The organism is Mycolicibacterium chubuense, from assembly GCF_001044255.1.
GTDB classification, from domain to species: domain Bacteria; phylum Actinomycetota; class Actinomycetes; order Mycobacteriales; family Mycobacteriaceae; genus Mycobacterium; species Mycobacterium chubuense.
Genome location: NZ_JYNX01000018.1, coordinates 33,090 through 56,792, shown reverse-complemented (window position 1 = coordinate 56,792; position 23,703 = coordinate 33,090). Strand labels below are relative to the sequence as shown.

Here is a 23,703-nt window from a genome sequence, read left to right as displayed (position 1 = left end):
GCACCGCCCGCGGTGCCCGTACCGCCGACGCCGCCGGGTCCGCCGATGCCACCCGGGCCGCCCTTGCCGACGCCGCCGATGGTGCCGGTCGCGCCGACAGAGCCAGCGGACCCTTCGGTACCTGCGCTCCCCTGGGTGCCGGGCCCACCGGCAGAGCCGGTGCTGCCGGACACGCCGAAGTTGCCGGCCGCGCCGTTGCCGCCGGCCGTACCCGCCGCGCCCGCCGAACCTGCCGCTCCGGCGTTACCGGCGGTGCCGAAACCGCCCACCGAGCCGGGGGTGCCGTACTTGCCCGAGTTGTCGGTCCCGTAGCCGCCGGTCACGAGGCTTTGGGTACCTGTGGCGCCCGCGGCGCCCGCGACACCCGGAGTGCCGAAGGCGCCGGTCGCACCGGTGGCACCGAAGCCGCCGTTGCCACCGTTGCCACCGACGCCGAAGAGGCCCTTGCCGTTGCCGCCGTTGCCACCGTCAGCGCCGGCGCCGCCGTCGCCGCCGTCGCCGCCGACGCGGCCCTTACCGCCGTCACCGCCGGCCACACCAGCGATGGTGCTGTCCCAGCCGTTGCCGCCGTTGCCGCCGAAGATGCCGCCGTCCTGGCCGTCGGGATGCTCCGCGGTGCCATCGGCACCGTTGCAGACGAGTCCGCAGGGGCGGTCGAGATTGACTGCCGCAGCCGCCAGCGCATTCGGCGTGGGTGCGGCGCTGTCACCGAAGCTCGTGAGCCACCACCACGGCAGAGTCGAGGTCGAAGTCGACTTCTCGGTCGACGTCAGCTGAATGGCCGCTGTCACCGGTCCCGGGCCACCGGGAGGCGCCAGGAACATCATCCCGGCTCCCACCATGGCTGCACCGGCAAGGCCGGTGGTGATTACAGGGCGAACCGACTTCCGCGGACCGCCAGACTTTTGCTTACGTCGATTGGACAAGGCGAACAACCCCCTACTAGAACCCGATCGGAGCCTGCAGACGCAGACCGACGGAAATTAGCACGCAAAAAGATGCCTCCAGCGACTTTTGCTGGCTCTAAAAAATCGGTTGTTGCGCACGCAAATTTTGGACGGGGTATTTGCGATCCGAAGCAATTTCCGGAACTTTCTCAATGCAAATAACTCGGGAACAAAAACCGCAGATCCGGATTGTTATCGCCGGTCACAGCGCTGCGAGTGGACAGTTCCCGCCGACGTCAATTTAGGCATGCCTGACTACACGCACTGTCCTCTGTTACAAGTAAATTTCGCGTGTGTCGTACCACGATCTGTCGTCGGATTTGCTCGCAGCGTTACGGCCGTGGCTACTTTGCCTGCCGCCGACGACACCAGCGGAAAACCGTGCGTCGACGACGGCAAGGGCCTTTGGTCCCGACTTCTGGTCGGAGCAATGCGACGCACCAGTGACGAGCAAACGGCCGGTCGGGAACGGAACGGCGTCTAGATGGTGTCGGCCGCGCGGCGGCGGCGTGCCTCGAACCGACTCAGGGCGAGGATCACCACCGCGGCCAGCGCCCAGCCCAACAGAAGATCGACCACATAGTGCTCGGCGCTGTAGACCAGGGTGAAGGCCATCACCACCGGATAGGCCACCAGCAGCGGGCGCCACCAGCGCTGCACGCGGGTCCACAGGAACGCTGCCAGGGCCGCGGACATCCCCGCGTGCAGCGACGGGATGGCCGCCACCAGGTTCACGCTGGCCTGCCCCTGGTCGAGCAGGGCTGTCGCGGAATGCAGGTTCAATTTGCCCCACCCGCGCCCGACGATGCGCTCCACCCAGTCATGGGCGCCGTCCTGGGTGACCTGCATCGACCCGAGCAGCCCCCCGTCGGGCACACCCCGTGCCGACCGGAACATGCACCGCGGACCCGACGGCCCGCCGGTCACGTCACCTGCAGTGCACCGCGCCGCCGCCCAGGGAGGAGCCGCGGGCAGCAGCGCATAGATCAGCAGCGCGGCGAGGTTCAGGCCGACGAACAGCCGGACGAACGCCTTCCACTCCTCGCGGTCGCGCAGCCACAGCACGCCGGCGATCACGTACGGGAGGATGAAGAACGACATGTAGACACTGCTGATCACCACCTCCCACCAGGGCGGCGACGGCAGCTTCAGTCGTTCCTGCAACCAGACGGTCGGCATCGCGCCGAAAAACATCGCACGGTCGGCATCGGCCTGCCAGTGCCACAGGGTGGGCCGGCCGATCAGGTCAGCCGCTCCCCTGCTCAGGTCGTAGGCGATCAGCACCAGCGCGAACGGCAGCCAGTCCCGGACTACATAGAACACGCGCCGGCCCTGCCCGATGCTCGCCGCGATCAGCCCGGTGCAGATGTAGACCAGCAGCAGTTCCCGGTTGAACGCGAACCCGTCGGTGACGGTGCGCCAGACCACCACCGTCGCCCAGATCGTGACGGCGACCCAGCGTGCGATCCGCAACCGGCTCGCCCGCCTCGCCGGCGACGGGAGGTCGGTATCGCGCGTCGGCGCAATCGACGACTGGTCAATTGCGGACACGTAAGCCTCTCGACGCGGGGAAAGGGGAGGATTCCCGGCGTAAGCCTAATTAACCGCTCAGCCACCCGCCGTTCAACACCGGTTCGGCTACGAAAGTGTGACCGTCGAAGACGACCGTGGTCAGCGCAGATGCTCGCGCAGGAACGCGATGTCGTCCTTGCGGCCCTCGTCGGCCGTCTCGCAGATCACCGGCGCATCGGCCGCCGAGACCACGGCCACCAGCAGCTGCGGATCGATCTGGCCGGTGCCGAAGTTGGCGTGCCGGTCGGCGCCGGACCCGGCCGCGTCGCGGGAGTCGTTGCAGTGCACCAGGTCGATGCGCCCGGTGATCGCCTTGATCCGCTCGACCGCGTCGATCAGCGCCTCTCCCGCCGCCCACGCGTGGCAGGTGTCCAGGCAGAATCCGATGCCCTTGTCACCGATGTGGTCCCAAAGCCGCGCGATCGTGTCGAAGTGCCGCGCCATCGCGTGGTCACCGCCCGCGGTGTTCTCCAGGTAGACCGGCACGTCGGTCTCGAGGTAGTCCAACGCCTTGGCCCACCGCTCGAAACCGGCCTGCATGTCGTTGTCGTCGGCGTGGCCGCCGTGCACGATCACCGCGGTGGCGCCGACCTCGGCTGCCGCGTCGCAGGTGTCCTGCAGGATCTTGCGCGACGGAATGCGCACCCGGTTGTTGGCCGAGGCCACGTTGATCAGGTACGGCGCGTGCACGTAGATGGGGGTCGACGAGGCCTTCAGCACGTCGGCGTCCTCCCGCGGCTTCGGCTTCTTCCAACTCTGCGGGTTGCCCAGGAAGAACTGCACGACGTCGGCGCCGTCGGCCTGCGCCGCGGCCAGAGGGTCATCACCGTGGACATGCGATCCGATCAGCACGCCGCCAGTTTAGGCGCGGCGTCGGACATCACGAGTGGCGCGGGGTCACTCGCGCAGCCGCGCGGTGACGGCGGCGAGCACCGATGGCGCGGAGGCGAGGAACACCCCGAAATGCGTCTGGCCCGCGATCACGTCGAGCGTCGTCCCGTGGGTGCTCAGCACGGCGACGTCAGCGCGAACGTGCGGCAGGATCCACTCCAAGGAGCCGACGTAATAGGTGGCGGGGCAGGCGATGGACGCCGGGTCGACGTATCTGGTTGGGCACATCGACCCGGTGACCGCCGCCGCCACCGCGCGCGGATCGTTGCCTTCTTCGAGCATTGCTCTCACTGCGGTGTCGGTGATACCGAACGCCTCCCAGACCGCGGCCCAGTCGCCGTCGCTCAGCATCTCGGCGAACCGAACCAGGATGCGATCCACCTCCTCCTCGTGCGCGTGCATCGCGTAGGCGCCGACCACGAGGCGTTCGACCCGCTGCGGATACCGGGCGGCCAGATTGACGGCCAGCCAGCCGCCCCGGGAGTAGCCCCACACGGTGGCCCGAGGTACGCCCTCGGCGTCGAGCACGGCGACCAGGTCCGCCGTGACGTCCGCGGGACGGTAGGCGCCCGACTCATGGGGTCGGTCGCTGCGACCGTGTCCGAGCGGGTCGATGGCGATCACCCGCCAGTCGCGGGACAGGGCGTCGGCGTATCCGAAGTCCGTCCAGTGCCGGGCCGCGAGCAGCGTCCCGGGGACGAGGACGAGCGGCGGGCCGTCACCGTCGACGGTGTAGTGGATGCCGAAGCCCCGCGACGTTGCCCGCACCTCACCGAGTGTGGGGTGCGACGGCCCGAAAGGGGTAAGGAACAGTCATGGCGTCGCAGACGGAGTACGACCTGGTGGTCATCGGCTCGGGACCGGGCGGGCAGAAGGCGGCCGTGGCCGCGTCCAAGCTCGGCAAGTCGGTCGCCGTCATCGAACGGGGCTGGATGCTGGGCGGCGTCTGCGTCAACACCGGCACGATCCCGTCGAAGACGCTGCGCGAGGCGGTGATCTACCTGACCGGGATGAACCAGCGCGAGCTGTACGGCACGAGTTACCGGGTCAAGGACAACATCACCACCGAGGATCTGCACATGCGCACCTCCCACGTCATCACGCGCGAGATCGACGTGGTCCGCTCGCAGTTGATCCGCAACAAGATCGACCTGTTCACCGGTCACGGCCGCTTCGTCGACCCGCACACCGTGGTCGTCGAGAACGAGAACGACAGTGAGCACACCACCGTCAGCGGCGAGCACATCGTGATCGCCACCGGCACGAAGCCCGCCCGGCCGGACGGCATCGAGTTCGACGACGAGCACGTGCTCGACTCCGACGGGATCCTCGGATTGAAGAAGGTGCCGACGTCGATGGTCGTCGTCGGAGCGGGCGTCGTCGGCATCGAATACGCGTCGATCTTCGCCGCGCTCGGCACGAAGGTCACCGTCGTCGAGAAGCGGCCCTCCATGCTCGACTTCGTCGACTCGGAGATCGTCGAAGCCCTGACCTTCCACCTGCGCGATCTGGCAGTCACGTTCCGGTTCGGCGAGGAGGTGACGGGCGTGGAGATCGGCGACGAGACGACGTTGACGACGCTGGCCTCCGGGAAACGGATCGCCGCCGACACCGTGATGTATTCGGCCGGCCGCCAAGGCCTCACCGAGACGCTGGATCTGAAGGCGGCAGGACTGGAAGCCGACAAGCGGGGACGACTGGACGTCGGTGACGATTTCCGCACCAGCGTCGACCACATCTTCGCCGTCGGCGACGTCATCGGATTCCCTGCGCTGGCCGCCACCTCGATGGATCAGGGCCGGCTCGCCGCCTACCACGCGTTCGACGAACCGGCGAACGACATGACCGCCCTGCAACCGATCGGGATCTACACCATCCCCGAGGTCTCCTACGTCGGCGCCACGGAGGCCGAACTGACCGAGCAGTCGGTGCCCTACGAGTTCGGGGTGGCCCGCTACCGTGAACTGGCGCGCGGCCAGATCGCCGGCGACTCCCACGGCATGCTCAAGCTGCTGGTGTCGACCGAGGACCGCACGCTGCTCGGGGTGCACATCTTCGGCACCAACGCCACCGAGCTCATCCACATCGGGCAGGCGGTGATGGGATGTGGCGGCACCGTCGACTACCTCGTCGACGCGGTGCTCAACTATCCGACGTTCTCCGAGGCCTACAAGGTCGCGGCGCTGGACGCCACCAACAAACTGCGCGCGGTCGACGAGTTCCGGAGATAGAAAGAACCCCCACTCCCGAAAGCGGGAGCGGGGGTTCTTCCGTACGAACTAGCGGTAGGTCTTACCGGTAATCGCTGTAGCCGTAATCGTCCAGCGGCACCGCAGCGCCGGTGGCCTGACCGAAGTCCGGGCTGTAGTACTGATCCTCGTAGGACGGGATCGTGTACGCCGCAGCACGGGCTTCCTCGGTCGGCTGAACCTGGATGTTGCGGTACCGGTTGATGCCGGTACCGGCCGGGATCAGCTTGCCGATGATCACGTTCTCCTTCAGACCCTGCAGCTTGTCGCTGCGGCAGTTGATCGCCGCATCGGTCAGCACGCGGGTGGTCTCCTGGAACGACGCCGCCGACAGCCACGAATCGGTGGCCAGCGACGCCTTGGTGATACCCATCAGCACCGGACGTCCCGCCGCGGGCTCGTTGCCCTCGGCGACCACGCGACGGTTCTCCGTCTCGAACTCGCCGCGCTCGGTCAGCGAGCCGGGCAGGAACTCCGTCGCACCCGAATCGATGATCGTGACGCGACGCAGCATCTGCCGGACGATGACCTCGATGTGCTTGTCGTGGATCGACACACCCTGGGCGCGGTACACCTCCTGGACCTCCTTGACGAGGTGGATCTGCACCTCGCGGGGACCCTGGACGCGCAGCACCTCGTGCGGGTCGGCCGAGCCTTCCATCAGCTGCTGGCCCACCTCGACGTGGTCGCCGTCGGTCAGCAGTCGCTCGGAGCCGTCCTCGTGCTTGAACACCTTCAGGCGCTGACGACGGGAGAGCTTGTCGTACACGACCTCCTCGCCCCCGTCGTCGGGAACGATGGTGATCTTGTAGAACTTGTCGCTCTCCTCCAGGCGGATCCGCCCGGTGACGTCGGCGATCGGGGCGCGGTTGCGGGGCACGCGGGCCTCGAACAGCTCCTGCACACGGGGCAGACCACCGACGATGTCCTGACCACCGGTGACACCACCCTGGTGGAAGGTACGCATCGTCAGCTGCGTGCCGGGCTCACCGATCGACTGCGCGGCCACGATGCCGACGGCCTCGCCGATGTCGACCAGCTTGCCGGTCGCCATCGAACGGCCGTAGCACATCGCGCACACACCGGTGCCCGTCGTGCAGGTCAGCACCGAACGGACCTTGACCTCGGTGATCCCCGCGGCCAACAGCGCATCGATGGCCGGGTCACCCAGGTCGTGACCACGCTCGACGACGACGTTGCCGTCGGCGTCGACCGCGTCGGTCGCCAGGGTGCGGGCGTAGGCCGAGGTCTCGATGTGCTGATCGCGCACCAAGGTGCCGTCGTCCTGCTTCTCGGCCAGCGTGACATTGATGCCGCGCTCGGTCTCGCAGTCGTTCTCGCGGACGATGACGTCCTGCGACACGTCCACCAGACGGCGGGTCAGGTAACCCGAGTCGGCGGTACGCAGCGCGGTGTCGGCCAGACCCTTACGGGCACCGTGGGTGTTGATGAAGTACTCCAGCACCGTCAGGCCCTCGCGGAACGAGGACTTGATCGGACGCGGGATGAACTCACCCTTCGGGTTCGTCACCAGGCCCTTCATGCCGGCCAGGGTGCGGGTCTGGGTGAGGTTGCCCGTCGCGCCGGACTTCACGATCGTGATGATCGGGTTGTCCTCGGGGTAGTACTCCTCCAGCGCCTTACCGACCTCTTCGGTCGCGTCCTGCCAGATCTTGACCAGGGCCTCGTTGCGCTCGTCGTGGTTGAGCGCGCCGCGCTGGTACTTCTTCTCGATCCCGTCGGCTTCCTTCTCGTACCGGTCGAGGATCTCCTGCTTCTGCGGCGGCACCAGCACGTCGGCCATCGAGACCGTCACCCCGGAACGCGTGGCCCAGTGGAAACCGGCGTCCTTGAGCTTGTCGACGGTCTGCGCGACGACGATCATCGGGTAGCGCTCGGCCAGATCGTTGATGATCCGGGCCTGCACCTTCTTGTGCATCTGCTCGTTGACGAACGGATAGCCCTTCGGCAGCAGCTCGTTGAACAGCACACGGCCCAGCGTGGTGTCGGCGATCCAGGCGTCACCCGGGGTCCAGCCACCGTTCTCGGAGGAGCCGAAAAGTTCAGCCTCGAGGTCGGCCGGCGGACGCTGCTGCGTCAACCGGACCCGGATCTTCGCCCGCACCGACAGCGCGCCGCGGTCCAGGGCCATGATCGCCTCGGCCGGCGAGGAGTACACGCCCACCTCCGGCTGATCCTTGGCGGCCGGCGTGTACTGGCCCAGGTCGCCCTCGATCTCGGTGGTCAGGAAGTACAGACCGGTCACCATGTCCAGACGCGGCATGGCCAGCGGGCGGCCCGACGCGGGAGACAGGATGTTGTTCGAGGACAGCATCAGGATGCGGGCCTCGGCCTGCGCCTCCGCGCTCAGCGGAAGGTGCACGGCCATCTGGTCACCGTCGAAGTCGGCGTTGAACGCCTCGCAGACCAGCGGGTGCAGCTGGATGGCCTTGCCCTCCACCAGCTGCGGCTCGAAGGCCTGGATACCCAGGCGGTGCAGCGTGGGCGCACGGTTGAGCAGCACGGGGTGCTCGCCGATGACCTCTTCGAGGACGTCCCACACCTGCGGACGCTGACGCTCCACCATCCGCTTGGCGCTCTTGATGTTCTGCGCGTGGTTCAGGTCGACCAGACGCTTCATCACGAACGGCTTGAACAGCTCGAGGGCCATCAGCTTCGGCAGACCGCACTGGTGCAGCTTGAGCTGCGGGCCGACCACGATGACCGAACGGCCCGAGTAGTCGACACGCTTGCCGAGCAGGTTCTGGCGGAAGCGGCCCTGCTTGCCTTTGAGCAGATCGGACAGCGACTTCAGCGGACGGTTGCCCGGTCCGGTGACCGGACGACCGCGGCGACCGTTGTCGAACAGCGCGTCGACCGACTCCTGCAGCATCCGCTTCTCGTTGTTGACGATGATCTCGGGCGCGCCGAGGTCGATCAGCCTCTTGAGGCGGTTGTTGCGGTTGATGACGCGGCGGTACAGGTCGTTGAGGTCCGACGTGGCGAACCGGCCACCGTCGAGCTGCACCATCGGCCGCAGCTCCGGCGGGATCACCGGAACCGCGTCGAGCACCATGCCCATCGGCGAGTTGGCGTTCGTCTGGAACGCCGCGACGACCTTCAGTCGCTTCAGCGCCCGCAGCTTCTTCTGCCCCTTGCCGTTCTTGATGGTGTCGCGCAGCGACTCGGCCTCGGCGTCGATGTCGAAGGTCTCGATGAGCTTCTTGATCGACTCCGCGCCCATGGCACCGGTGAAGTACTCACCGTAGCGGTCCTGCAGCTCGCGGTAGAGCAGCTCGTCGACGATCAGCTGCTTGGGAGCCAGCTTGGTGAACGTCGTCCAGATCTCGTCGAGCCGGTCGAGCTCGCGCTGGGCGCGGTCCCGGAGCTGACGCATCTCGCGCTCGCCGCCGTCGCGGACCTTGCGCTTGACGTCGGACTTGGCGCCCTCGTCCTCGAGCTCCTTCATGTCGGCTTCGAGCTTCTGCGCCCGCGCCTCGAGGTCGGCGTCGCGCTGATCCTCGATCGCCTTGCGCTCGACGGCCATCTCCGCTTCGAGGGTGGACAGCTCGTTGTGCCGCATCTCGTCGTCGACCGCCGTGATGACGTAGGCCGCGAAGTAGATGATCTTCTCGAGATCCTTCGGCGCCAGGTCGAGCAGGTAGCCCAACCGCGACGGCACGCCCTTGAAGTACCAGATGTGCGTGACGGGCGCGGCCAGCTCGATGTGGCCCATCCGCTCACGACGCACCTTGGCGCGGGTCACCTCGACGCCGCAGCGCTCGCAGATGATGCCCTTGAAGCGGACGCGCTTGTACTTACCGCAGTAGCACTCCCAGTCGCGAGTCGGTCCGAAGATCTTCTCGCAGAACAGGCCGTCCTTCTCGGGCTTGAGCGTGCGGTGTTGATGGTCTCCGGCTTCTTGACCTCGCCGTAGGACCAGTTGCGGATGTCGTCCGCGGTGGCAAGACCGATGCGGAGTTCATCGAAGAAGTTGACGTCTAACACGTAACTCCCTTTCCCCTTTCGGGACTAGAAATACTGATTAGGCCAGATCCTCAACGGACGCAGATTCGTTGCGCGACAAGTTGATTCCCAGGTTCGCAGCAGCGCGCTCCAGGTCCTCGTCGTCGCCGTCACGCATCTCGATCGCCGCACCGTCCGAAGACAGCACCTCCACGTTCAAGCACAGCGACTGCAGCTCCTTGAGGAGCACCTTGAACGACTCGGGGATGCCCGGCTCGGGGATGTTCTCGCCCTTGACGATCGCCTCGTAGACCTTGACGCGGCCGACGGTGTCGTCGGACTTGATCGTCAAGAGCTCCTGCAGCGTGTACGCCGCGCCGTAGGCCTGCATGGCCCAGCACTCCATCTCACCGAAACGCTGACCACCGAACTGCGCCTTACCGCCCAGCGGCTGCTGGGTGATCATCGAGTACGGACCGGTCGAACGGGCGTGGATCTTGTCGTCGACCAGGTGGTGCAGCTTCAGGATGTACATGTAGCCCACCGTCACCGGGTACGGGAACGGTTCGCCACTGCGGCCGTCGAATAACTGGGACTTGCCCTCGGCGTTCACCATGACGTCACCGTCGCGGTTCGGCAGCGTCGAGCCCAGCAGACCCTCCAGCTCGCCCTCGCGGGCACCGTCGAACACCGGGGTGGCGACGATGCTGTCGGCGGGTGCGGACTTCAGGTCCTCCGGCAGGTTGGCCGCCCATTCCGGGCTGCCCTCGATGTTCCAGCCGGCCTTGGCGACCCACCCGAGGTGGGTTTCCAGGATCTGACCGATGTTCATACGACGGGGCACACCGTGGGTGTTCAGGATGATGTCCACCGGGGTGCCGTCCGGCATGAACGGCATGTCCTCGACGGGCAGGATCTTGCCGATGACGCCCTTGTTGCCGTGACGTCCGGCGAGCTTGTCGCCGTCGGAGATCTTGCGCTTCTGGGCCACGTAGACGCGGACCAGCTCGTTGACGCCGGCGGGCAGTTCGTCGTCGTCCTCGCGGGAGAACACCCGGATGCCGATGACCTTGCCGGACTCACCGTGCGGCACCTTGAGCGACGTGTCGCGGACCTCGCGGGCCTTCTCGCCGAAGATCGCGCGAAGCAGCCGCTCCTCCGGGGTCAGCTCGGTCTCGCCCTTCGGGGTGACCTTGCCGACCAGGATGTCGCCGTCGCGGACCTCGGCGCCGATGCGGATGATGCCGCGCTCGTCGAGATCGGCCAGCACCTCATCGGAGACGTTCGGGATGTCCCGGGTGATCTCCTCGGCGCCCAGCTTGGTGTCGCGGGCATCGATCTCGTGCTCCTCGATGTGGATCGAGGTGAGCACGTCCTCTTCGACCAGACGGTTGGAGAGGATGATCGCGTCCTCGTAGTTGTGCCCCTCCCACGGCATGACCGCGACGAGCAGGTTCTTGCCCAGCGCCATCTCGCCGTTCTCGGTGCACGGACCATCAGCGAGAACCTGGCCCGACTCGACGCGCTGCCCGGCGTCCACGATCGGACGCTGGTTGGCGCACGTGCCGTGGTTGGACCGGGCGAACTTGCGCATCCGGTAGGTGTGCCGGGTGCCGTCGTCGGCCATCACGGTGATGTAGTCGGCCGAGACCTCCTCGATGACGCCCGCCTTCTCGGCGACGACGACGTCGCCGGCGTCGATCGCGGCGCGCAGCTCCATCCCGGTACCGACCAGCGGGGCCTCGCTGCGCACCAGCGGAACCGCCTGGCGCTGCATGTTGGCACCCATCAGGGCACGGTTGGCGTCGTCGTGCTCGAGGAACGGGATCATCGCCGTCGCGACCGACACCATCTGGCGCGGGGAAACGTCCATGTAGTCGACCTCGGAGGCCGAGACGAACTCGACCTCGCCGCCCTTGCGTCGGACCAGGATGCGGTCCTCCTCGAAGCGGCCGTCACCGTCGAGCGGCGAGTTGGCCTGCGCCACGACGTGGCGGTCCTCCTCGTCGGCGGTCAGGTAGTCGATCTGGTCGCTGACCTTGCCGTCGATGACCTTGCGGTACGGCGTCTCGATGAAGCCGAACGGGTTCACTCGCGCGTACACCGACAGCGAGCCGATCAGACCGATGTTCGGGCCTTCCGGCGTCTCGATCGGGCACATGCGGCCGTAGTGGCTGGAGTGCACGTCGCGGACCTCGAGGCCGGCGCGCTCACGGGACAGACCACCGGGGCCCAGCGCCGACAGGCGGCGCTTGTGGGTCAGGCCCGACAGCGGGTTGTTCTGGTCCATGAACTGCGACAGCTGGCTGGTGCCGAAGAACTCCTTGATCGCCGCCACGACGGGACGGATGTTGATCAGGGTCTGCGGCGTGATCGCCTCGACGTCCTGGGTCGTCATGCGCTCACGCACGACGCGCTCCATCCGCGAGAGGCCGACCCGGATCTGGTTCTGGATCAGCTCGCCGACGGTGCGCAGGCGACGGTTGCCGAAGTGGTCGATGTCGTCCACCTCGACCGGCACCTCGACACCGCCGGGCACCGTCATCGAGGTCTGGCCGTCGTGCAGACGCACCAGGTACTCGATGGTCGCGACGACGTCCTCTTCGGTCAGCGTCGAGCTCGTGATCGGCTGACCGACGTTGAGACCGAGCTTCTTGTTGACCTTGTAGCGACCCACGCGGGCCAGGTCGTAGCGCTTCTCCTTGAAGAACAGGTTCTCCAGCAGGGTCTGCGCCGACTCCTTGGTCGGCGGCTCGCCCGGGCGCAGCTTCCGGTAGATGTCCAGCAGCGCCTCGTCGGTGCCCGCGGTGTTGTCCTTCTCGAGCGTGCCCATCATGATCTCGGAGAAGCCGAAGCGCTCCACGATCTGCTCGTTGGTCCAGCCGAGCGCCTTGAGCAGCACGGTGACGGGCTGGCGGCGCTTGCGGTCGATGCGCACACCGACGGTGTCGCGCTTGTCGACGTCGAACTCCAGCCACGCACCGCGGCCGGGGATCACCTTGACGCTGTGCAGCGTCTTCTCGGTGGACTTGTCGATGGTCTCGTCGAAGTACACACCGGGCGAGCGGACCAGCTGGCTCACCACGACACGCTCGGTGCCGTTGATGATGAAGGTGCCCTTCTCGGTCATCATCGGGAAGTCACCCATGAAGACCGTCTGGCTCTTGATCTCACCGGTGTTGTTGTTGATGAACTCGGCCGTGACGAACAGCGGTGCCGCGTACGTCATGTCCTTGTCTTTGCACTCGTCGACGGGTGCCTTGACCTCGTCGAAGCGCGGGTCGGAGAAGGACAGCGACATCGAGCCCGAGAAGTCCTCGATCGGCGAGAGCTCTTCGAGCACTTCCTGCAGACCACCCTTGGGGTCCACATCGCCGCGGTCGACGGCGCGCTGGAACCAGCTCTCCGCGCCGATCAGCCACTCGAACGATTCGGTTTGGACGTCGAGAAGCCCGGGAACCTCGAGGGGCTCACGGAGTTTTGCGAAAGAAATCCTGTTTGGTGCTCCGGGAACGGAGTTGTTGGTAGCTACTGACTCGATCTGGCGGGACCCTGCCAAGATGCATCCTTCCAGCACCTCATGCGACCGTGGTTGCCGGTGGACACCGGACCGTCATGCCGCGATTCTGCGTCGGTTCGGCTGGCTTCACGAGCCTCCCGGACGGACGCACGGCACGCGTCTAGATCTCTGAGCAGGGCTCAGGCTAGAACCACGTGGTGGGTGCGGCGTGGAAACCGAGATGGGCAGGATGCAGCCAGCGCAACGTCCAACAATAGCGCAGGACGGCGAATTCCTCAACACCCAGCGACAGACCACATGCGACGAAGGCGGGGTCGCTGGCTGGCGTCCTCATCCCGTGCAAACATGCTGGCCAATAGATTGGCCCGCTTTCGTCCTTCCGTCAAGAGATAACGCGGTGTTTGGTCGCAGAGATCTGCGGAGATTTCGCGAGAGAAGCGATCAGACGGCGAGCGCGTGCGGGCGCCGGTTCGTCGCCTTGGTCATCTGCCCCCACCACCAGCCGGTGACGATGTCCCACGTCGAGGCGTTGTCGTTGTAGAGCCCGGCGGTGCGGGTGCCCTCGAGCATGTCGTTGATCCAGCCCGCGGCCAGAACCCTGTTCGCCATGACGTCGACCGGCGACGAGTGGCCCATCGCGAGGTAGGCGAAGTACTGCACGATCGGGGCGGTGGTCTGCATGCCGTCGGCGTGGTGCCCACCCCTGATCGTCACCCCGGTGAACATGCCGGGCCGCACGAGGTCGAGCTTGCGGTTGGTGTCGCCGTACCAGTTCCAGCGGCTCGGGTCGGCCGCGATGTTGTAGACCGGCACCGACAGCGGGATCTTGGCCAGGTCCTGGGACAGGAAGCTCAGCGTGCCGACGCCGTCGAACATCACCAGCCCGGCCAGGTCGTCGATGTTGCCCGCCTCGGCCATGTAGCGCCCGACCATCGCGATCAGTCCGCCGCCGGCCGAGTGCCCGGCGAGCACGAGCTTCGTCGGCAGCTCACCGTCGTAGCCGGCGGCCCGGGCGCTGGCGGTCAGCGCGGCCCGGTCGCCGGTGAACAGCTCGGCGATCGCGCGGCCGGTGGTCGGCCATTCCAGCGGGTAGTTGTCGACGTCGAAGAAGTTCCACGTGAGCGTCGGCACGACGACGACGCTGCTGGTCTTCTCCGCGAGGTACGCCGCGGTGGCGCTGTAGAACGACGCGTTGGCCAGGAAGCCGTGCTGCAGGTAGATCAGGCCGGCCGGGGTGTCGGTGTCGGGGAAGTACCAATCGGCGGGGACGTCCTTGTGGCCGCCGATGGTCAGCGTCGAGGACTCCACCCGGACCGTGCTGCCGAACGGGGCCCGGACCGGGCCGGCGAAGAACTGCATGGCGTCGGTGTAGAAGTCGTAGAACTTCGTGCTGATGTTGTTGAGCACCTCGAGCAGCGTCGGCTTGGGCGTCACGGGCGGGGCCTGCGCCGCGGCGAGGCGCATGACCGCCGCGCCGTCCGGCGACCCGAGATCGGTGTCGACACTGAGCGCGTAGGTGCTCGGCTGCGCGGGCCGAACGGCGTGCCGTCCGGACGGCTGGGCCGCGGGCTGCGGGGCGTCCTCGTCGGTCGCCTGCTGCTCGGTCGAGGGCGCCTCGGACTCCGTCTCGGTGTCGGGGGCCTCGCTCTCAGGCGCCTCGGCCTCGGGGGCGCGATGCTTGCCTCCACTCGACGACGCCTTCGTCGGCGGCGTCTCCGTGTCCTCATGCTCGGACTCCTGCTCGGACTCCTCCGATGCCGTCGACCCGGCGTCCTCGTTTTTCGGGTCGGACTTCGGATCGTCCTTGCCGCCCGAGGTCGTATCCGTTTTCGTCTCGGAAGCGGTGTCCGATTTCTTGTCCGGTGCGGGCGTGCCCGCGTCGTCGGTGCCGCCAGCATTCGATGACGCCCGGGATTGCCCGCCGGACGATGTTCCGTCGTCGGCCGCGGCGACTCCCGCACCTGCCAGCATTGCTGCCGACACTCCCCCCGTCAGTACGCCTGCCCCCAACCAGACCCGATAGCGGTCGACCATTGCTCTCCTGTTGTCAGAAATCGCGCAGCAACGACGCTTCCACGCCGCACGTGCACTTTCGTGCACGAACATGCGATTCTGGCAAACTGTATAGGCCAGCAGAACAGGTCCGCAAGAGCCGACCCGCGAAATTTGACGCGCTGTTCAGTACTCGCCAATTCACGCGCGCTACCGGGCTTTGCCGCCGATGATCAAGATCGTGGTCAGGGCCGGTTTCGGGCTGTGCGCCGCCGGGACGTCCCCGGCGTGCGGATTCAGCAACCGCGGCCCGACGTCACGTCACAGACGCCGCCGGCGCACGTCAAACTCGGAGTTGATTGCTGGAATCGGCGCACACCGACGCGTCACGGCACCATGCAGGATCGTGAGAGCCCGGTCGCCCGGGCGGGGGTCAGCGGTCGCCGGCGACCGGGATGCGCCCGGTGGGCGCGTCGTCCTCGGCACGCTCGTTGTCGTAGTCGCGCGTCGGGTACTGGTTCGTGCCGTCGAGGTCGGCGCGGATGGCTTCCTGCGCGGCCGGCGGCAGGGTGTGCATGATCTCGCGCACCCGGGCCTGGCGGCGGGCGACGGCCTTGCGTTCGGGCATGCCCGGGGTGGCCATCACCTGCGGCGGCACGCCTTCGATCTCCTCGGTGCCACCGTCGTGGTGCCCGGCATCGACCATGGCCTGCTCTTCGGCCATCGTCGACTCATCCTTCTCCTCCGACATCCCGATCGGCCCGATACGGCGACCGTTGAGGAACTGCTTGACCACCGGCTCGTCGGAGGTCAACAGCACCTCGCGGGGACCGAACATCACCAGGTGCTTGCGGAACAACATGCCCATGTTGTCGGGCACCGTGCGGGCGATGTTGATGTTGTGCGTGACGATCAGGATGGTGCAGTCGATCTGGGCGTTGATGTCGATCAGCAGCTGCGACAGATAGGCGGTACGCACCGGATCCAGACCCGAGTCGGGCTCGTCGCACAGGATGATCTGCGGGTCCAGCACCAACGACCGGGCCAGCCCGGCGCGCTTGCGCATACCGCCGGAGATCTCCCCGGGGAACTTGTCCTCGTCCCCGCCCAGACCGACCAGATCCAGCTTCTCCATCACGATCTGACGGATCTCGGATTCCTTCTTCTTCGTGTGCTCACGAAGCGGGAACGCGGTGTTGTCGTACAGGCTCATCGAACCGAACAGCGCACCGTCCTGGAACATGACACCGAACAGCGTGCGGATCTCGTAGAGCTCCTTGGCCGAGCACTCGATGATGTTCGTGCCGTCGACGATGATCTTGCCCCGCTCCGGGCGCAGCAATCCGATCAGCGACTTCAGGAACACCGACTTACCGGTACCCGACGGGCCGAGCAGCACGCTCACCTCACCGGCAGGCAGGTCGAACGTGACGTCTTCCCAGATTCGCTGTGAGCCGAAGGACTTGGTCAATCCCTCAACCTGAATGCCAATGCCCACGCGAATTCCTCTCGCCAGTCTCAGACATGCTCGTCACAGGCTCCCCGCCTGTGGCTTGAGTCACTGTAACCTACCCGGTCACGCCGCAGCACAGGGTCGGTCAAGCTGCCGGGAACGCTCCGCAGCCACCGAGCCCACAACGTAGCGTGGGGCTGGTCTGTTTGCCAGACCAGCCCCACGGCTGACGTTGTCGTCAACACGTCCCGGTGTCGGGAACGGCGACGGGAACTACTTGACGGTGACCGACGCGCCGGCAGCCTCGAGCTTGGCCTTGGCGTCCTCGGCGGCCTCCTTGGTGACCTTCTCGAGCAGCGGCTTGGGCGCGCTGTCGACCAGATCCTTGGCCTCCTTGAGGCCCAGGCCGGACACGATCTCGCGGACGACCTTGATGACGCCGATCTTCTTCTCGCCGGCACCCTCGAGGATGACGTCGAACTCCGACTGCTCCTCGGCGGCCTCGGCGGGGGCACCGGCGGCGGGGCCGGCAGCGGCGACGGCGACCGGCGCCGCGGCGGTGACCTCGAAGGTCTCCTCGAACTTCTTGACGAACTCCGACAGCTCGAGCAGCGTGAGCTCCTTGAATGCCTCGAGCAGGTCGTCGGTGGACAGCTTGGCCATGATGGTCCTTCCTTGGTTACTTCTGAGCTAGTGGGTGGTGAACTAGGTGCGGAAGCCGCTACTCGGCTTCCTCAGCGGCCTTCTTCTCTTGCAGCGCGGCGGCCAGACGTGCGACCTGCGACGCCGGAGCGTTGAACAGACCGGCGGCCTTGGCCAGATTCGCCTTCATCGCGCCGGCCATCTTGGCCAGCAGCACCTCGCGCGACTCGAGGTCCGCGATGCGGTTGACCTCGTCGACGGACAGCGCGCGGCCGTCCATGTAGCCGCCCTTGATGACCAGCGCCTTGTTGTCCTTGGCGAACGTCTTGATCGCCTTGGCGGCGTCGACGGCCTCGCCCTTGACGAACGCGATCGCGGTGGGCCCGACGAACAGCTCGTCGAGGCCCTCGATGCCCGCCTCCGCCGCGGCACGCTTGACCAGCGTGTTCTTGGCGACGGAGTAGGTGGCGGAATCACCGAGCGAACGGCGCAGGTCCTTGAGGTTGGCGACGGTCAGTCCGCGGTACTCGGTGACGAGCGTCGCCGAAGCCTCCTTGAACTGCTCGGCGATGTCGGCAACCGCGGTGGCCTTGTCAGCCTTGGCCATGCATGCCTCCTCGTGGTTGATTTCGGTCGTTCCACCTCGACCGACCCGGGAAAGCACAACGCCCCGACGCAGACAGGTCGGGGCGCACACGTAGACGTACTAGCCTCGTCCTCCTGCGTGGGCCGCCGGGTATCTGATGAGCCGCTTGCGCGAAGAACAACGGATACGTCCGGACCTTCGACCGATTGCTCGGTGACCGACGGTCTTCGGTGGAACCGTGCCAGGATAGCCTGCCCCCGCCCGATCAGCCAAAACGGCCGAGGGCGGCGGCGCCGACCAGTCCCGCGTCGCCGCCGAGACGGGCCGGCACCACGGTCAGGCCGGCGAGGAAGTCCAGCCCGGCGTACGTCGTCAGCGCCGCGCGCAGCGGGTCGAACAGCAACGCGCCGGATTTCGCGACGCCGCCGCCGATGACGACCAGGTCCAGGTCGCAGACCGCGGCCACCGAAGCGATCATCCGGGCCAGCGCGTCGGCTCCGCGCGCGAAGGCCTGCAACGCCACCGGGTGGCCGCGCAGCGCGTCGTCGGCGAGTTCCTTCGCATCGGCTTCCGGCGGCGCCTGCCATCCGTGGTCGCGGGCCCAGCGGGCCAGGTGCGGGCCGGATGCGACGGTCTCGGCGCAGCCGCGGCCTCCGCAGGTGCACGGGTCGCCGCCGGGTTCGACGACGACGTGCCCGACGTGACCCGCGTTGCCGGAGCGGCCGTGGTACGGCGTGCCGTCGAGCACCAGGCCGCCGCCGATGCCGGTGGACACCACCATGCCGAGCAGGAAGCGGGCGTCGCGGCCGGCGCCGCGCCACCACTCCCCCATGGCCATGCACAGGCCGTCACCGCCGAGGCGCACCGGCAGCCCGGTCGCCTCGGCCACCCGTGCGACGAGGGGGAAGCCCCGCCACTGCGGGATGTTGATCGGGCTGACAGTGCCGGCGGGCACGTCGATGGGGCCTGCCGATCCGACGCCGACGGCGGTCACGTCGGTACCGGAGGCGGCGCGGACGTCGGCGAGGAGCGCGGCGACGGCCGCCCACACGCTCTCCGCGTCACCGTGCGGGGTGGGGCGCTGTTCGTGGTGGGTGAGGGTGCCGTCGGCGTCGACCAGACCGGCGGCGATCTTCGTTCCGCCGATGTCGAGGGCCAGGATCGGTGCGGTCATCAGTGGCTGTGGGTGTGGTCGGGCTGCCGCGGATCACCGGGATGCTCGTAGCCGGGCGCGAGCTGCACCAGTTCGGCGCAGCGGGCGTCCAGCCAGCGACGGTAGGCGCGTCGCCGCGCCGACGCGCAGAGATGTTCGACGACAGCGCTTTCCGGCATGCGGCCGGGGTTTCGGGCGTGGTAGTCGGCCACCGCGTCGGTGTTTACGACCACCCCGGCCGTGACGTCGGCGAACACCGCGCGCCCGACCGGGTCGGCGAGCGTGGCCGCGGCGACGCTGCCGATCTCCATGTGCGCCAGGGTGTCGGGCAGCAGTTCGGCGTGTGGCGGCGCGTCGGCGTCGCGCAGCGTCCCGGCCTCGTGGGCGACCACCCGCTCGGCCACCAGCACCTGGGTGAGCCAGCGCCGCAGCTGCCGTGCTTCCCGGGTGCCCGGCCGGGGCAGTGCGTGTTCGGGGGCGCGGGCGCGCACCGCTCGTTCGCGGGCGTCCACCTCGGCGACCGTCACCGGTTCGCCGGCGACCGTGGCCGCCACGTCTGCCCTCACCGCGTCACCTCGACCGACACCGCGGGGGTGTAGACGATCTCGCCGGCGCAGGCCACGCGGATCAGCGCCCACCAGCGCCCGGACTGCGCCCACCGCGGCGGCGTGACGTCGAACCGCAGGTCCACCGAGCCCCGCGCCGGAAGGACGTCGCCGATGACGTTGGGCGTCAACCACTCCCAGGTCCCCCACGGCGAGATCAGGTGCGCCTCGACGGCGAGGTCGGTGTGGGCATCGGTGGCGACGGTCACCCGCAACGGTGCGGTCTGGCCCGGCGCGAGCGTCACGGGAGCGGGCTCTGCCACGATGCGCAGCACCTGATCGTCGTGGCGCCCCAGCGACACCAGACACACGTCCTCGACGGTCTGGTGCCAGGCCGCGGGGATCGCGGCGCCGGTCGCCGCGAGTTCGGCGCGCACGGGGTACCAGCCGGGCGGGGCGGTCGCGGGGACGTCCAGGTCGACGACGGACTCGAGGTGTTCACCGGGCGGCAGGACGAAAGGCAGTTCGACGCCGTCGGGAGTCCAGTCCGGCGGCGCGACGATGCGCACCCTGCCGTGCAGCGCGGCGTCGGTGGCGTCGCTGGCGACGGTCAGCCGCAGCGACACCGGTCCGGCGTGATCGAGCACGAGTCGGTGGGGATGCAGGTGGGCGACCGCGGGCAGTCCGCCGAGCGGGGCGGGCCCGCGGTTGTGCAGCCAGTAGCGGCTGTAGAGCGGCTGGGCCGGTTCGGCATCGGGCCCGAGCGGCGCACCGTCGGCGTCGAGCACCCGGGACAGGTTCAACGGCGTTCGCAGCGTGGCGATCTCGTAGCCGCCCAACTGCAGCGCATCAGTGGACGCCTGGACGGGTTCTTCGTTCAGATCGAGGCGCTCCGCCCCCGAGACGGTGCGCAGCCCGGATTGCAGCGTCACCTGCGCGCCGCGGCCCAGCGTCTCGACCAACCGGATCGCGATGTCGTCGGTCGGGCCGACCCGCCGGGCACTCCCCTGCGCGGTGGGGTTACCCACCCTCTTGATCGCACCCACCGCGACGTCGCCGGCGGGGTGCACCTCGAGCAGCGACCCCCACGCGGGCAGGCCTCCGCCGCGCGGATCGTGGTGCGCGCGGACGGCGATCAGCTCGTTGTTGAATTCCGCGCTGCGCGCCGGCATTCCGAGGTCGCGCCAGTCACCGGCTCCGGTGACCACGGCGTAGTCGAAGGTGTGCGTCCAGTGCTGCAGCCCGAAGCCGGAGCCGTCGGGGGCGGTGCGGCGCGGCGGGTCGATCCAGGTGCCCGACGGCCAGCCCGTGCAGGACCGCATCAGCGACAGGTGCAGCGTGCCGTCGGTGTCGACGGCGAAGCCCGGGATCCCGCGGTTGACGATGGCGACCGTGTGGGATGCGCACTCCTGCGCCACATCCTGGTCGACGCCGATCTCGCCATCGGCCAGGTCGGCGACCAGTGCGGCGACTGCGGCCACGGTGTCCCCGTCCGCGCCCACCACCAGAACCGGTAGCGCCCGTGGCGCACGCAGGTCAGCGCCGGGCACCCAAACGTCACGCAGCGGCGCTGAGGCGGGCACCCACACCCGGGCAGCCGCCGCTGGCGCGTCCAGAACCGTTGCAGTGAAGGCGTTGTCGCCGATGCTGATGCGGATGTCGGGCAGGTTCGAGTCGACCGACAGGTCACCGTAGCGGGGAGCGTCGGCGCTGCTGCAGGTCGCGGTCACGCCGGCGCGGCCGAGCGCGGCCATCAGCTCGCGGACCGCGGCGAGCAGCGGCGCATCGGCGGCGGCCGGGACCACCACCTCGGCGACCGCGATCGCGCGTGCCGCGGTGCCGCGGAACCGGATCCGCGCCGTCGCAGACAGGCCGAACCAGCCGTGGGCCGGGTTGTCGAGCGTGTACGGGTGAACGGCCGTGTCGACCGACTCGGCCGAGCCCGGTTCGTGCAGCAGCGCGAAGCCGCGCCCGATCACGGCGTTGCCCACCTCGCTGACCGGCATGGCGCCCGGCACCGGGCAGGGCCACCGCAGCCGCAGCAGTCGGTCCTCGCCGATGAAGTCGTCGACGGTGGTGCGGCAGTCCAGGCGGTCGACGCCGTGCCACAGCGTCAACGTCTGGGTGTAGCGCAGCACCCCGGGGATCTCCCCGGTGACGACCAGACGCTCGCCGATGTCGCAGCGGTACCGGGTCACCGTCGCTGCCGGCGACTGCGCCGACGTGACGACCGGGCCTCGCGGCAGCAGGTGCCACGGCCCCTCTCCGGCGGTCGGGTGCGCGGGATACTCGTCGTAGACGGCGATTTCGTTGCCGACACGGCCCGCGGCCAGGAGTTCGCGACCGCCCGCCACCAGGGAGCTGACGCCCCCGCCACGGGACGCGTCCACCGCGACCGTGAGGATGTCGTTCGCGATGATGGTGCCCGGCAGCGCTTTCCAGTCTTGTGCGGCGTCGCCCGGCTCCAGCCGGTAGGACCGCCAGCCCAGCGACGGGACGTCGCGGGCCAGCCAGGTCAGCGCATGGCCGTCGCGCTCGGCGACCACGGCGACTGCCGCGCCGTCGGCGTCGACGACACGGCCGTGCCACGGCTCGTCGAGATAGACGGTGACGACATCGGTCCGATTGTGTGCCAACGGGTTCCAGACCACCACCGTGGCGTCGACGGCGTCGGAGAGCAGTGTCAGCGCACGGTCGGTGATTCCGCGGCCGAGCTGCCACGCATCCCGCCACCCGGTGAGCAGGTCCAGGTACACCTGGTCGGACTCCGAACCGGTGATCGCGTCGTGGTGGGCGCCGTAGGCAAGTTGCACCCAGGCCTTCGCCAGCGCCGCCTCCGGATAGGCGGCGCCGGTCAGCGCGCCCGCGAACACCGCGAACCGCTCGCCGGTCAGCACGGCGTTCTCGGCGGCGCGGTTGGCCTGCTTGGTGTCGATGTAGGAGACGTCCTTGCCGGTGTAGATCGGGTTCATGTCGCGGGTCTGCGGCGCGGGCGTCACGCCCCGCTCGGCGGCGTCGGCACGCACCGCGGCGAAGAACTCCCCCGGCACCGCGCACACGAACCGCGGCCAGGTGTAGCGGGCGTTCCAGTCGCGGTGGATGTCGGTGACCCACTTGTTGGGCGGGGTGTAGTCGGTGCCGACGGGCAGCAGTACGTTGCGGGTCAGCGCGACCTTCTTCAGCTGGCGGAACAACTCGTAGGTCGCCGCCTCGGCCTCGGCCAGCGTCGGTGCGGAGTCCATCCACCACCCCGCCGCGTAGTGGGCGGGCATGTAGTGGGTGAGCAGCCCGCGGCCCGAGGGCGCCATCCACTCGAATTCGCTGGCGAACTGCATGCGTTCGGGGTCACCGGCCCGCCCGTTCTCGGTGGCCATCGGTCCCCACTGGTGGTGCGGCCCGCGGGCCCAGGAGCTCGACGTCAGGCCGGCGTCGGCGGCCATGCCCGGGAACTGGGGATCGTGGCCGAAGACGTCGAGCTGCCAGGCGGTCGTCGGCGAGGCTCCCAGCACGTCGCGCTGAAAACCGATGCCGTGTACGAAGTTCCGGATCGCGGTCTCCGGACCGGTGAGGTTGGTGTTGGGTTCGTTGTAGGTGCCGCCCATGATCTCGACCCGGCCCTCGGCGAGGAACCTGCGCAGGTCGGCCCGCTCCTCGGGGTGGGTGTCCCAGAACGGTTTGAGGTAGTCGACCTCGGCGAGCACGAACTTGTACACCGGGTCCTGCCGGGCCATCTCGAGGTGTGCGCGGACGAGGTCGAACCCGTTGGTCTGCCGGCAGCGGCCGGGCGGATCCTCGGTCCACAGACTGGTGTAGGCGGCCTGGGTGTTCCACCACACCGGGTCGTAGTGGAAGTGGCTGATCATGAACATGGTCCAGCCGGGCTCGGCGACGACGAAGTCGAACTCGAGGGAACTGTCGCCGGCGATCACCCGCGCCGGACGGCGCTGCCCGGTCACCGGATCGGTGACGCGCACGGCGACCTCGACGAAGCCGTCACCTGGCCCGGTGGTGACCTCGGCGACCGTCGTCAGCCCGGGTCCCTCCACCTGCACGGGAGTTCGCGAGGTCCCTGCGCGGTACGCGACCCGGACCAACTGCACCGCGGCGTCGGGCGGGCCGGAGAACAGATCCGTCGACTCCGCGGAGGTGACGTGCACCACCACACCCTACGGGCGCGCACGCACCGA

13 protein-coding genes and 1 pseudogene are annotated in these 23,703 nt (G+C 68.2%); 1 reads left to right on the top strand and 13 read right to left on the bottom strand.

All coding sequences use genetic code 11. From position 1 onward, the window contains the following. From MCHUDSM44219_RS04210 to MCHUDSM44219_RS28355, 4 genes are all read right to left on the bottom strand, one after another. On the bottom strand, positions 1–842 hold an 842-nt coding region (locus MCHUDSM44219_RS04210; RefSeq protein WP_413783577.1), incomplete at its 3' end, for a PGRS repeat-containing protein. A gap of 585 nt (positions 843–1,427) precedes the next feature. After that, positions 1,428–2,498, bottom strand: coding sequence for a phosphatase PAP2 family protein (locus MCHUDSM44219_RS04205; RefSeq protein WP_048416973.1), 1,071 nt, complete (start codon positions 2,496–2,498; stop codon positions 1,428–1,430). 120 nt (positions 2,499–2,618) lie between these two features. After that, positions 2,619–3,371 carry a deoxyribonuclease IV gene (locus tag MCHUDSM44219_RS04200; protein ID WP_048416972.1) on the bottom strand — a complete coding sequence of 251 codons (753 nt, stop codon included), beginning with the start codon at positions 3,369–3,371 and terminating at the stop codon, positions 2,619–2,621. A gap of 45 nt (positions 3,372–3,416) precedes the next feature. After that, positions 3,417–4,178: an alpha/beta fold hydrolase gene (locus MCHUDSM44219_RS28355; protein WP_053081177.1), complete on the bottom strand. Its 762-nt coding sequence runs from the start codon at positions 4,176–4,178 to the stop codon at positions 3,417–3,419. Between the two features lie 47 nt (positions 4,179–4,225). Between MCHUDSM44219_RS28355 and sthA the strand changes: the two genes are divergently transcribed. Beyond that, a complete protein-coding gene (gene sthA / locus MCHUDSM44219_RS04190; protein ID WP_048416971.1) occupies positions 4,226–5,641 on the top strand; it encodes a Si-specific NAD(P)(+) transhydrogenase in 1,416 nt (471 codons plus the stop codon). A gap of 61 nt (positions 5,642–5,702) precedes the next feature. Here sthA and MCHUDSM44219_RS04185 read toward each other — a convergent pair. The 9 genes and pseudogenes from MCHUDSM44219_RS04185 to MCHUDSM44219_RS04145 form a co-directional block, all read right to left on the bottom strand. After that, positions 5,703–9,667: pseudogene (locus tag MCHUDSM44219_RS04185) on the bottom strand (DNA-directed RNA polymerase subunit beta'). 37 nt (positions 9,668–9,704) lie between these two features. Beyond that, positions 9,705–13,202: a DNA-directed RNA polymerase subunit beta gene (rpoB, locus tag MCHUDSM44219_RS04180; RefSeq protein WP_048416970.1), complete on the bottom strand. Its 3,498-nt coding sequence runs from the start codon at positions 13,200–13,202 to the stop codon at positions 9,705–9,707. Positions 13,203–13,586: 384 nt separating this feature from the next. Further along, the gene (locus tag MCHUDSM44219_RS04175; RefSeq protein WP_053081176.1) at positions 13,587–15,116 is read right to left on the bottom strand and encodes an alpha/beta hydrolase; all 1,530 of its coding nucleotides are present in this window, start codon (positions 15,114–15,116) and stop codon (positions 13,587–13,589) included. A 454-nt stretch (positions 15,117–15,570) separates the two neighbouring features. After that, positions 15,571–16,635, bottom strand: a complete 1,065-nt coding sequence (locus tag MCHUDSM44219_RS04170) for an ABC transporter ATP-binding protein (protein ID WP_048416969.1) — start codon at positions 16,633–16,635, stop codon at positions 15,571–15,573. 228 nt (positions 16,636–16,863) lie between these two features. Beyond that, on the bottom strand, positions 16,864–17,253 hold the full coding sequence (gene rplL / locus MCHUDSM44219_RS04165) for a 50S ribosomal protein L7/L12 (RefSeq protein WP_048416968.1): 390 nt from the start codon (positions 17,251–17,253) through the stop codon (positions 16,864–16,866). Positions 17,254–17,311: 58 nt separating this feature from the next. After that, entirely contained in the window at positions 17,312–17,839 is a 528-nt protein-coding gene (gene rplJ, locus MCHUDSM44219_RS04160; RefSeq protein WP_048416967.1) for a 50S ribosomal protein L10, read from the bottom strand. A 244-nt stretch (positions 17,840–18,083) separates the two neighbouring features. Continuing rightward, positions 18,084–18,992, bottom strand: a complete 909-nt coding sequence (locus tag MCHUDSM44219_RS04155) for an ROK family protein (protein WP_048416966.1) — start codon at positions 18,990–18,992, stop codon at positions 18,084–18,086. Next, complete coding sequence (locus MCHUDSM44219_RS04150) at positions 18,992–19,537, bottom strand: DUF7158 domain-containing protein (RefSeq protein ID WP_109777582.1); 546 nt, start codon at positions 19,535–19,537, stop codon at positions 18,992–18,994. Before MCHUDSM44219_RS04150 ends, MCHUDSM44219_RS04155 begins: the two co-directional genes overlap by 1 nt. Beyond that, complete coding sequence (locus MCHUDSM44219_RS04145; protein WP_048416979.1) at positions 19,534–23,673, bottom strand: glycoside hydrolase family 38 N-terminal domain-containing protein; 4,140 nt, start codon at positions 23,671–23,673, stop codon at positions 19,534–19,536. Before MCHUDSM44219_RS04145 ends, MCHUDSM44219_RS04150 begins: the two co-directional genes overlap by 4 nt. Positions 23,674–23,703: the final 30 nt, after the last annotated feature.